The organism is Pontibacter sp. GD13, from assembly GCF_058216355.1.
Genome location: NZ_JBYZMQ010000002.1, coordinates 267,505 through 279,532, shown reverse-complemented (window position 1 = coordinate 279,532; position 12,028 = coordinate 267,505). Strand labels below are relative to the sequence as shown.

6 protein-coding genes are annotated in these 12,028 nt (G+C 54.0%); 3 read left to right on the top strand and 3 right to left on the bottom strand.

The window, feature by feature from the left end:
* Positions 1–152: 152 nt before the first annotated feature.
* Positions 153–1,541 (top strand): FAD-binding oxidoreductase, encoded by a 1,389-nt coding sequence (locus AC4BAN_RS04880; RefSeq protein WP_490563253.1) that lies wholly within the window; start codon positions 153–155, stop codon positions 1,539–1,541.
* Positions 1,542–1,689: 148 nt separating this feature from the next.
* On the opposite strand, the gene AC4BAN_RS04875 is transcribed toward AC4BAN_RS04880, so the two are convergent.
* From AC4BAN_RS04875 to AC4BAN_RS04865, 3 genes are all read right to left on the bottom strand, one after another.
* Complete coding sequence (locus AC4BAN_RS04875) at positions 1,690–2,880, bottom strand: efflux RND transporter periplasmic adaptor subunit (RefSeq protein WP_490563252.1); 1,191 nt, start codon at positions 2,878–2,880, stop codon at positions 1,690–1,692.
* A gap of 26 nt (positions 2,881–2,906) precedes the next feature.
* Positions 2,907–7,295, bottom strand: a complete 4,389-nt coding sequence (locus tag AC4BAN_RS04870; protein WP_490563251.1) for a CusA/CzcA family heavy metal efflux RND transporter — start codon at positions 7,293–7,295, stop codon at positions 2,907–2,909.
* A gap of 105 nt (positions 7,296–7,400) precedes the next feature.
* Entirely contained in the window at positions 7,401–7,718 is a 318-nt protein-coding gene (locus AC4BAN_RS04865) for a hypothetical protein (protein ID WP_490563250.1), read from the bottom strand.
* A gap of 228 nt (positions 7,719–7,946) precedes the next feature.
* Between AC4BAN_RS04865 and dinB the strand changes: the two genes are divergently transcribed.
* Together dinB and AC4BAN_RS04855 are read left to right on the top strand one after the other, a co-directional pair.
* Complete coding sequence (dinB, locus tag AC4BAN_RS04860) at positions 7,947–9,032, top strand: DNA polymerase IV (RefSeq protein ID WP_490563553.1); 1,086 nt, start codon at positions 7,947–7,949, stop codon at positions 9,030–9,032.
* Between the two features lie 352 nt (positions 9,033–9,384).
* Positions 9,385–11,877: a zinc-dependent metalloprotease gene (locus tag AC4BAN_RS04855; protein WP_490563249.1), complete on the top strand. Its 2,493-nt coding sequence runs from the start codon at positions 9,385–9,387 to the stop codon at positions 11,875–11,877.
* The last annotated feature ends 151 nt before the right edge of the window (positions 11,878–12,028 follow it).

Below are 12,028 nucleotides of genomic sequence, written 5' to 3'. Positions count from 1 at the left end.
AGTCTTTTCCAAAGCAATAATTTAACGTAACAAAGAAGAAGTAGCACACGCTTTTATTGATTGCAAACTGGAGACCTGTTCTGCTATTCTTCATCATTTCCTCTGCACTACACATCTTACACGTGCAATCCTACCTCTTAAGGGATACGATCATGATAGAAGAAGCCATCATTAAAAAATTTAAGTCCGGCCTCAGGGGCAATTTTGTTCAGCGTGGGGATGATGCATACGAAAATATGCGCAAGGTGTACAATGCCATGATCGACAAACACCCGCGTTATATGGTACAGTGTGCAGATGTGGCCGACGTGATACAGGCTGTGAACTTAGCCAGGGAACAGCGCCTGCTGTTGGCCATTCGGGGGGGCGGCCATAATGGCGGTGGGCTGGGCATCTGCAACGATGGCCTGGTGATCGACCTCTCGCTTCTGAATGGCGTGCGTGTAGATGAGGAAAAGCGGACAGTGCGCGTGGAGGGCGGCTGTACCTGGGGCAAAGTAGATCATGCCACGCACGCCTTCGGACTGGCGACACCTAGTGGGATCATTTCCACCACAGGCGTTGGCGGGCTTACGCTTGGTGGAGGCATCGGGTACCTGACCCGCCAGTACGGCCTGACCATCGACAACCTGCTGGAAGCAGACATGGTGCTGGCGGATGGCCGCATGGTAACGGTAAACGAAGCAGAACACGAAGACCTGTTTTGGGCCATACGCGGCGGAGGCGGTAACTTTGGGGTCATCACTTCCTTTTTGTTCAAACTACACCCTGTTAACATCGATTACGCCGGCCCGATGCTCTGGGAACTTGACCAGGTAAAGCCCGTGATGCAATGGTACCGCCAGTTCATTTCGAACGCACCCCACGACATCAACGGCTTTTTCGCTTTTTTACAGGTGCCGCCGGTAGACCATTTCCCGGTTATTCACCATAACAAGCTTGTGGGAGGCGTAGTGTGGTGCTATACCGGGCCGATGGAAAAAGCAGAAGAGGTTTTTAAACCGATCAGAGCTATACAGCCACAACCCATTATTGATCTGGTAGGTCCTTTGCCGCACCCTGCCTTGCAAAGCATGTTTGATCCCTTGTACCCAACGGGGCACCAGTGGTACTGGCGGGCAGATTTTGTGAATGAGCTAAGTGATGCGGCGATTGACCGCCACATGGAGTTTGCCCAAAAGCTTCCAACCCCACAGTCATCGATGCACCTGTACCCGATAAATGGGGCCGCCCACAACGTACCCGCTGACGCGACAGCCTGGAGTTTCAGAGACGCTAATTTTTCTCAGGTGATCGTGGGCGTGGACCCTGACCCGGGGAATAAACAGAAAATAACGGATTGGACAAAAAGCTACTTTGATGCCCTCCACCCTTATTCCGCCGGTGGGGCTTACGTTAATTTCATGATGGAAGAAGGCGAGGAAAGAATCAGGGCTACTTACCGTGACAACTACGACAGATTGGCGCACATTAAATACGAGTACGACCCCGAAAACCTCTTCAGGGTAAATCAGAACATCAAGCCGCTTGCCTTTGCCTGAACCAAAATATTAGCTACTTTTCAAATGAAAGCAAAAGGCAGTTTATAAGCAGCCCCTCTCCCACGTTCGGGTTGGTCTGCACTCCAGCAGCATAAATATCTTCAGAGCTTTTTTGCCTTTCGCCTTGGCACAAGGCATAGTGAGGGCGTTACTCTTCCTCTTCAGCATTACGTAGTTTGGAGAGCAGTGCGTAAGCACCTTCCAACACAAAGTTCGGTTCAGAGGCCTCTACACCCTCAGGAAGCACCACCTGCACATAGCCCCCTGCAGCAACACCGCGCTCAACGGGTACCTCCTGAAATTTTTTCAGAAGGCGCTGTCCTTCCCGTTCCTCCCCCAGGTACAGGAAGATCACATCGTGGCCGTCATCCTGCACCACCGCCGCCTCGGGCAAGGCCAGCACTTGCTGGCCCTCCATTTGTACCATTGCCTGCACATACATGCCTGGAACCAGGTCTTTGTCCTCTTCTTCCATGTGGGCATGTACCTGTACGGTGCGATCGGCACTTATCTCTTTCCCGATCAAATAAATGCGCGCCTCATGCTGTGCCTCGCCCTCGCCGGGTAAAGCGTAGCGCACCAGCTGCCCTTTACGGAGCGCCGCCACGTCTTTCTCGAATACCGTGAGTTCTACGTGCAGGTGCTCGGTGTCAGCAATCCGGAAGAGCACATCGGTAGGGTTCACGTACTGGCCGATGTTCGCGTTGATGTATGTTACGAAGCCATCTATTGGAGCGTAAAGGGGCAGAATGCGACTGATCCTGCCGTTGCGGAGTGTATTCGGATTCATGCCAATGATGCGAAGACGCTCTGCCAGCGCCTCCACCTGCGCCTTCACCACGCTGTAGTCTGCTGCGGTTTGCTGAAATGCTTTCGCTGATGTCACCTGCTCTTCTGACAGTTCCTGCTGGCGCTTGTAATCCAGCTCCAGGTAGCTAAGGCGACTTTTCGCCTCCAGGTATTCCTGCTGCAGGCGCACGAAATCGGGGTTTTCAATATTCGCGATCAGTTGCCCTTTCTTCACGTGCATGCCTTCGAGCAGCTCGGTGCTTTTCACAAACCCGCCCAGCGGCGCGCTGACAGAAGCCATGTTCTGTGGGGGTAGGTCCAGCTGGCCTGTCACGTGCAGTACGTTGCCCAGGCTACGCATAGCCGGTTTGCCAAGCGCGATGCCCGCCATCTGATATTGCGCCGCTGTCAGCACCACCTGGCCGGGATCGCTTTCTTCCAGTGCCTCTTCCTGCACCTGTTCTACATCGGTGCCGCATCCCGGCACAAAGGCAACTGTTAAGACAATGCCAAGCAGGTAAATAATGTGTTTATATAGGATCCTTTTCATGTCGGATGTATTCAGTCGTAATTGTTTCAGGGTTGTTTTTCAATGATGTAATGGAATTCAATGACAGCCTTATCGTAGGCAAAAAGCGCCTCCAGGTAGTTTGCACGGATGGTAAGGGCACGGGTCAGACTCAGGTTGTAATCCTGGTAGTTGATCTCCCCGGCTCGATAGGCTTTCGTTGCCTGGCTAACAATGAGATTTGCCTGCGGCAGGGCAGTACGCTCATAGTAATTTAAGCTGCCCTCTAGCTTCACTGACTCCTGGTAGGCAGCCTCCAGGTCGGCTTCCAGCGCATTTCGGGTTTGTCGCAGGTTTTGCGTTTCCACCTGCTCCTGTAGTTTTGCCGCCGCGATCCTGCTTTTCTGTGGTTTTGCCCAGAGCGGCACCGCCACGCCAAACTGTATTTCCTGCTCTGGCTCAAACTCCGCCGCACCCGGCAAGCCCTGCCCTCCTCCGATGGCTCGATTTGTGTAACCTAGCTTCAGGTCAGGCAGCAGCCTGGCTTTCTCCAGTTCAGTCTCGGCCTGCTGCACCGCTACTTGCTGCTCCGCCAGCCGCAGCTGCGGGTTCTGCCCTAAAAGTTGTTCCGAAAGCGCAGGCAAGGGCAGGCGGCTCAGCACTGAGTCGGCTGGCGCGATAAGGCTGTCGGTGGCCAGCAGCGCCTGCAGCCTTCTTTGAAACACTGCCCTGTCGGCTGTTGCCTGAAAAACGCTGTTGCGCACTTCAAAAACCTGTGACTCCGCGGTCACTTTCTCCAGCAGGTTCGTTTCCCCGGTTCTTAACTTTACCGTCGCGGCCCGCAGAAAAGCGGTGTAAAGGCTATCCTGGTAGGCAAGCAGCTTTAACCGCGACAAGGTGTACACCAGGCCGTAATAATTCATCCGCACATCCCGCACCAATTCCTTCTCCCGCTGGCTCAGTTGCAAACTGCTTAGCACTACCTGCGCATCGGCTACCTTCGCCTGTTTGCTGTATACTACCGGGAAAGCAAGCGTCTGGGATACAGTTACCTCCTTATCGTATTCTCCCGTATGCAGCTTGCCCGTGGAATACTGTACCTGCGTTTTATCGATGTTCCAGGCAGAGGCGCCTGTCAGGGCACGGTTTTTTTTCACATCCAGCCGGGCGGCTTCAACCATAGGGTTCTGCTTTAAAGCCCTGTCCACTGCCTCCGGCAGTGAAAAAACCTTTTCCGGCTGTTGCGACTGTGCCGGCTGTGCCGAGGAAAAAAACATGGTAGTTGCACAAATAAGCAACAGTACTGTTTGCACCGAAGCGTTCTGTTTACCTGCAGGTTTTTGCTTGTTCCGAGCTGCATAGCCTTCTACAATGATATACAGCACAGGTAGCACGACTAATGTGAGGAGCGTTGCCGTTACCAGTCCGCCAATTACCACTGTGGCCAGGGGCCGCTGTACTTCCGCCCCGGCGCCCTGCGAGAGGGCCATGGGCAAAAAGCCAAGCGATGCCACCGTGGCGGTCATGATCACGGGGCGTAGGCGAATCCGGGTACCGCGCAGCACGATCTCCCGCAGGTCCGTCAGTCCTTCCTTTTTGAGGCTGTTGAACTCACTCACCAGCACGATGCCGTTGAGCACCGCCACCCCAAACAGAGCGATAAAGCCCACCCCAGCTGATATACTGAACGGCATGTCGCGCAGGGAAAGGGCCAGCACCCCGCCGATGGCGGAGAGCGGAATGGCCGTGAAAATGAGCAGGCCATACTTGATGGAACCGAAGGTAAAGAAGAGCAGCACAAAGATGAGCAGCAAAGCTAACGGCACCGCAATGGAAAGGCGCTTTTGAGCCTCCTGCAGGTTCTCGAACTGGCCACCGTAAGTCACGAAATATCCCGGCGCAAAGTCAACCTGCGCGTCAATTTTCTGCCTGATCTCCGCCACGATGCTTTCTACATCGCGGCCGCGCACGTTAAAGCCCACCATGATGCGCCGCTTCGCGTCGTCGCGCTGTATCTGGTTCGGGCCTGTTTTAAGCCGGATATCAGCCACCTGGCCTATCGGTATCATTTCTCCTTTGGCGGAAGTCACAAAAAGACGGCGCATGTCCTCCATGTTTTCCCTGTTCTCGGCATTCAGGCGCACAACCAGGTTGAACCGGCGTTCCCCCTCATACACCACTCCTGCGCTCTGGCCGGCAAAACCTGTCTGGATCACCTGGTTCACCGCATCTACGCTCAGGCCGAACTTGGCGAGCTGCTCCCGGTTGTAGGTAACCACGATCTGCGGTAGTCCCGTCACCTCCTCCACATACACGTCTTGTGCCCCCTCCACGGTTTGTGCTAATTTGCCGATGCGGGCGGCGTAGCGGGAGAGCTCATCCAGGTCTTCACCGTACACTTTCAGCACCACGTCCTGCCGCGCGCCGGTCATCAGCTCGTTAAAGCGCATCTGGATGGGCTGCTGAAAGCCGAACGTCACGCCGGGGAGCACCTCCAGGGACTCCTTCATTTTGGAGGCCAGTTCCTCGCGGTTTGCGGCCGACACCCATTCGTCCCGGTCTTTGAGGATGATCATAAGGTCGGCAGCCTCAATGGGCATGGGGTCTGTGGGAATCTCGCCAGAGCCGATCTTGGCCACCACCTCCTTTACTTCCGGGAAGCTGTCGATTATGATTTTAGAGGCTTTCTGCGTCATCTCGATGGTGTGGCTTACCGAGCTCCCGGTCATCACGCGTGTCTCCACGGCAAAGTCGCCCTCCTCCAGGGTAGGTATAAACTCGCCCCCCATGTTCAGAAACAGCAGCACACTAACGGCAAAAAGCATGAAGGACGTTGCCACCACCGCCAGTTTCCGGCGCAGGGCAAAGCGGATCACCGGATCGTAGAGCCGCTGAAAGAAGCCCATGATCTTATCCGAAACAGTTTTCTTGTGGTTTATCTTTTTGCTCAGGAACAGGGCGCTCACCATGGGCACGTAGGTAAGCGAGAGGATGAAGGCCCCCAGAATAGCGAAGGAAACCACCTGGGCCATGGGCCCGAACATTCTTCCTTCAGTACCTACCAAAGCAAGTATGGGCAGGTAAACGATCAGGATGATGATCTCGCCGAAAGCGGCGGCAGAACGAATCTTACGTGCCGACTCATATACTTCCTGGTTCATTTCTTCCTGCGTCAGTTGGCCACTGCGACGCAACCCCAGGTGGTGCATGGTGGCCTCCACAATGATCACGGCCCCATCCACGATGAGTCCGAAATCGATGGCACCCAGGCTCATCAGGTTACCCGACACGCCGAAGAAGTTCATCATGGAAACGGCAAACAGCATGGCCAGCGGTATGACCGAGGCCACCACCAGGCCGGCGCGCAGGTTGCCCAACAGCAGCACCAGCACGAAGATAACGATCAGCGCCCCCTCCGCCAGGTTCTTGGTCACAGTGCCGATGGCCTTGTCCACCAGCTTGGTGCGGTCCAGGAAGGGGTCCACGATCACCCCCTCGGGCAGGCTTTTTTCTATCTGCGCCATCCGGTCCTTTACCGCCGAGATCACTTTGGAGGAATTGGCCCCTTTGAGCATCATCACGATACCGCCCACTTTCTCGCCATCGGTGTTGCGGGTGAGGGCGCCGTAGCGCACGGCATGTCCGAATTGCACCTTGGCCACATCCCGGATAAGGATGGGCATGCCGTTTTCGCCGGTGCGCACCACCACCTTGCCAATGTCTTCCAGACCGCCCAGCAGGCCCTCGGTCCGGATAAAGTAGGCGTTCGGGTTTTTATCGATGTAAGCGCCGCCAGCGTTCTGGTTGTTCTGCTCCAGTGCCGTTACGATCTCGGCCACACTCACGCGCATGCTTTGCAGGCGCGCCGGGTCGATGGCCACCTCGTATTGTTTCACCTTGCCCCCGAAGCTGCTCACATCGGCCACGCCCGGTGTACCCAGCAGCTGGCGCTTCACCATCCAGTCCTGGATAGTGCGCAGCTCCACCGCGGTGTACTTGTGTTCGTAGCCGGGTGCAGTGGTAAGCACGTACTGGTAAATCTCGCCCAGCCCCGTGGTGAGGGGGCCCAGTTCGGGAGACCCAACGCCTAACGGGATGCGCTGCTTGGCCTCGCCCAGGCGCTCGTTCACCTGCTGGCGGGCCCAGTACTCGTCCACTTTATCGCCAAAAACAATGGTGACGACAGAGAGCCCAAAGCGGGAGAAGGAGCGAATCTCCTCCACATCGGGGATGGTAGCCATGGTTTGCTCCACCGGAAAACTGATGAGCCGCTCCACCTCCTGTGCTGCCAGCGAGGGGCTGGAAGTGATGACCTGCACCTGGTTGTTGGTAATGTCGGGTACGGCATCGATGGGCAGCTGCGTGAGCGAGTAGCCGCCCCAGATAACAAGCGCCAGCGTGAACAGGCCGATAATGAGCTTGTTATGTATGGAAAAATAAATAATTCTATCTAACACTGCTTTGCTTTTAAAATTCAGAAATGGCATACAAAGCTGTATGCGCGCACATTTCTGCATCTCAAGCTGAAATGCAGAAAGTATAGAATACCTGAAGAACAGAGCTTATGCTTTTGGCGGATGCCAGAAGGGGAAAGACGGGGTAATAAAAGGTGTCTGTTGATACACGTTGACCTGCTTGCTTAGCTGCCAAAAAACCAGGTCGGCTTTTCGTGAAGCTGGTACCGCCACGGTCATGTTGCCGCAACAGTTACAATCGCAAAGGGGCGTACAAAGGTCAGTGCCCGGATACTCGTTTGAGTGTAGATCATTGACCTGAACCGTAGTGGGGCTGCCCTGTGCTAATACCAGGCTATTGTCCGTGCAGGGGATGCAGGCTAAAGCAAAGATCAGTATTCCCCAAAAGGCCACCAGGTGTTTCATTAGGGCAAAGTTAACGTTTTTTTTCGAAACCAGTACCTGCCCTACCGCCTGAAAAGGAAACACGCATGATTGTTTTAAATCAGGAGACCGGTTACATCAAAAGTTTCCACTTTATACTTTGCTACCTGATCTCAGATTTTGAAGGTTCTTTATAAACCAGAAAGTGCATCACTTTACCGACAGCTTTGTATCTTTGTGCTTTGTAGTTAAGCTACAAGAAACAATTCCATCTTGACCCTTCCCATCCGAAAAATCATCCACGTGGACATGGACGCCTTCTTTGCGTCGGTGGAGCAGCGCGACAACCCAGAGCTGCGCGGAAAGCCTGTGGCTGTTGGCGGATCCAGGGCAAGAGGGGTGGTGGCCGCAGCCAGCTACGAAGCCCGAAAGTATGGCGTGCATTCCGCCCTGGCTTCTAAAATTGCTTCGCAGCGGTGTCCGCACCTGATCTTTGTAAAGGCCCGCTTTGAGGTGTACAGCGCCGTGTCGAGGCAAATTCGGGAGATCTTTCAGTCGTATACGGATCTGGTGGAACCCCTGTCGCTGGATGAGGCCTACCTGGATGTGACCCAAAACAAGATCGGCATGCCTTCCGCCACGCTTATCGCGCAGGAGATCAGGAAACGCATCTTTGAGGAAACCGGACTTACGGCATCGGCTGGCGTGTCGTTTAACAAGTTCCTGGCCAAGATCGCCTCGGACATGAACAAGCCCAATGGTCTGACCCTGATCACCCCGGATAAGGCGGAAGCTTTGGTCGCCAGCCTTGCCATTGAGAAGTTCCATGGCATCGGGAAAGTGACAGCCGCTAAAATGCAGGGAATGGGCATCCTGACCGGGGCAGATCTTCGGCAACACAGTGAGGAGGCCCTGGTGCGGATCTTTGGCAAAGTTGGCAGCTACTATTACCGTATTTCCCGCGCCCAGGATTTCAGGGAGGTGCAGCCGCACCGCATCCGTAAATCCATCGGCTCGGAGCGCACCTTCGATGTAGACCTGGTGGAGGAACATGACATGCTGCTGCAACTCGACAGGCTTTGCCTGGAGGTAGCCCAGGACATGGAGCGCTTAAAGGCCACCGCTAAAACCATCACCCTGAAGATAAAGTACTCCGACTTTACCCAGAACACGCGCAGCAAGACCTTTTTAAGTGAGTTCAGCAATGCCGATGCCCTCTACACGATTGCCCGCGACCTGTTGCGCAGCCCCCAACTCCCCCTCCACCCGGTGCGCCTGTTAGGTGTTTCGGCCAGCAGTCTGCTCTACCAGCACGACAGGCTGCAGGAAGGCTATCAACTGACCCTGGAACTTTGAGCTGGATTATACTTAGGGAGGATGTGCTAACCAGGGGGTGTTTTACTGGTTGCTTCTAAGCAATGGTTACTGGCACAGACTCTCACAGGTCTGAAAGACACTGTGAGGTCTTTTGGGTAGGTTTTGTTATCAATAAAATGGCCCTTTAAAGACAAGCTCTACTGTTCTACTTTCTCATCTTAGTAGATATCATTATCAGCATAAAATCTGGTAAATCCTGAACCCGGTTAAACCATCGCCTTTTTTCATAGTCTTAACAAAAGCTGCAGCACATCTTGATGTTGTCACATTCATGCTTATATTTAACAAAAACTAATTATTCCATCTAACCTAAATCACCTACTACCTTATTATGAGTAAAAAACTACGTTTTGCCCCTTTCATGGCTTTGCTGTTGGCTGGTGCGACTATCGCACCCCCGGCATTTGCCCAGAAGAGCAAGAAAAAGAAAAACGCCAAGCAGGAAGTGGCCGCCACACCGCCTGCCAAAAAGGACGATGGCAAGCCTAAGCCTTACAGCGATGTGATCACAGCCCGCGCCATAACGGATGACGGTCTTTTCAAGGTTCACAAAATTGATGAGAAGTATTATTACGAGATTCCGGACACGCTCCTGAACCGTGACATGCTGATGGTGAGCCGTATCGCCAAAACTGCCAGCAACATCGGGTATGGCGGCGAGGAGCTGAACACGCAAATGCTTCGCTGGGAAAGGAAAGGGAACAACATCCTGCTGCGCGTGATCTCTTATGAGAATGTAGCTGCCGACACCCTGGAGATCTATAACTCTGTTCAGAACTCTAACCTGGCCCCCGTTATCCAGGCCTTCGATATTAAAGCCTTTGGCCCGGGAACGCAAGTGGTGGAGGTAACCGACCTATTCTCGAAGGACGTAGCCTCGCTGGGGCTTGACAAACGAAGACGCGAGCAGTATAAAGTAAAGCGCCTCGACGATAAAAGAACCTTCATCGAAGGCATCAAGAGTTTCCCGCTGAACCTGGAAGCACGTTCGCTGATGACCTATGAGGCAACTGATGCGCCTGCTAACTCCAGCACGGGCACCATTACCCTGGAGCTGAACCACTCTATGCTGCTCCTGCCCAAGAAACCGATGCCCCGAAGAACATTCGATCAGCGGGTGGGTTTCTTTACCATCAACCAAACGGACTATGGCACAGATGAACAGCGCGCCGCCAAGCGCAGCTACATTGTTCGCTGGAGGCTGGAGCCCAAAGATGAGGCTGCCTACGCCCGCGGCGAACTGGTAGAGCCGAAAAAGCAAATTGTGTATTACATAGACCCAGCTACGCCTATGAAGTGGCGCCCTTATCTAAAGCAAGGTGTGGAAGACTGGAACAAAGCATTTGAGGCCGCTGGTTTCAAAAATGCCATCGTGGCCAAAGACCCGCCTTCCTTTGAGGAAGACCCTGAGTTCAGCACCGAAGATGCCCGGTACTCCGTTATCCGGTACTTCTCTTCTGAAACGCAAAACGCCTACGGACCCAACGTACACGACCCACGCTCCGGCGAGATCCTGGAAAGCCACATCGGCTGGTACCACAACGTGATGAACCTATTGCACAACTGGTACTTTATCCAGACAGCCGCTGTGAACCCGGATGCCCGTGGCATTCAGTTCAAAGATGAGGTAATGGGCGAACTGATCCGATTCGTATCCTCGCATGAAGTGGGCCACACCCTTGGCTTGCCTCACAACATGGGTTCCAGCGCTGCTTACCCGGTAGAGAAACTGCGTAACGCGGAGTTCACGAAAACCATGGGCACTGCCCCTTCCATCATGGACTATGCCCGCTTTAACTACGTGGCGCAGCCCGGAGACAAAGGCGTGGCACTGATGCCAGGCATAGGCGTGTATGACAAGCATGCCGTAAAATGGGGCTATACTTACTTTCCGGAGAAGAATGGCCACGACAACGTCGCCAAGTTAGCCAGCTGGATACGGACCCATGAAAACGACCCGATGTACCGCTTTGGCCGCCAGCAAGGCAACCCGATCGATCCATCGTCGCAGACAGAGGACTTAGGAGACGATGCCATGCTGGCAAGCACCTATGGTATTGCCAACCTGAAGCGCGTGATGCCTAACCTGATCGAGTGGACTAAGGAGGACAACAAGGATTACGATGACCTGCAGGAAATGTATGGCCAGGTGTTAGGCCAGTGGAATCGCTACATGGGTCATGTAACGGCAAATATCGGCGGCGTGTACGAGAACTATAAAACATACGACCAGAAAGGCGATGTGTATTCTTATGTGCCGAAAGAGAAGCAGAAGCGTGCGGTTCAGTTCCTGAACGAGCAGGGTTTCACTACGCCTACCTGGATGCTTGATGACAATATCCTGCACAAGATCGAATCGGCTGGAACGGTTGAGCGTTTGCGCAACGCACAGGTGAACATCCTGAACAACGTGCTGGATGCGGGCCGCATGGCGCGCCTGATCGAAGCGCAGGCGACAGCGGGCACAAAAACCTATACCCTTATCGAGATGATGTCTGATCTGCGTGGCGGTATCTGGTCTGAGGTGAGTGCCGGCCGCTCGATAGACACTTACCGCAGGAACCTGCAGCGTGGCTACCTGGAGCGCATGGCCTTCCTGATGACGGATCAGGAGAAAAATGCCAGTGCATCCGGCCGTTCAGGCAGAGGCGGCACCCAGGTGGATGTATCGCAGTCGGATATTCGGCCGGTGGTGCGTGGTGAGCTGATCGCATTGCAAAGCCAGATCAAAACCTCGCTCCCGAAAGCGAAGGATACCATGACGCGCTATCACCTGCAGGATGCACTGGTGCGCATCGATAACATTCTGAATCCGAAGAGCTAAGTTTTTATACTTGCTTTAAACCTTAAAAACCGCCCCAGCCATTTTGGTTGGGGCGGTTTTATTTTATGGCCTGCTCCTGCTAAACCCCGACAAACTGGAACAACAAATGCATTGTTTTCAGGAAAGTTAAATAATTACAGTACCTTTGTAG

Coding starts and splice junctions, on each gene's coding strand:
- AC4BAN_RS04875 (WP_490563252.1), bottom strand. CDS start 2,880: ATGAAAAGGATCCTATATAAACACATTATTTACCTGCTTGGCATTGTC.
- AC4BAN_RS04865 (WP_490563250.1), bottom strand. CDS start 7,718: ATGAAACACCTGGTGGCCTTTTGGGGAATACTGATCTTTGCTTTAGCC.
- AC4BAN_RS04880 (WP_490563253.1), top strand. CDS start 153: ATGATAGAAGAAGCCATCATTAAAAAATTTAAGTCCGGCCTCAGGGGC.
- AC4BAN_RS04855 (WP_490563249.1), top strand. CDS start 9,385: ATGAGTAAAAAACTACGTTTTGCCCCTTTCATGGCTTTGCTGTTGGCT.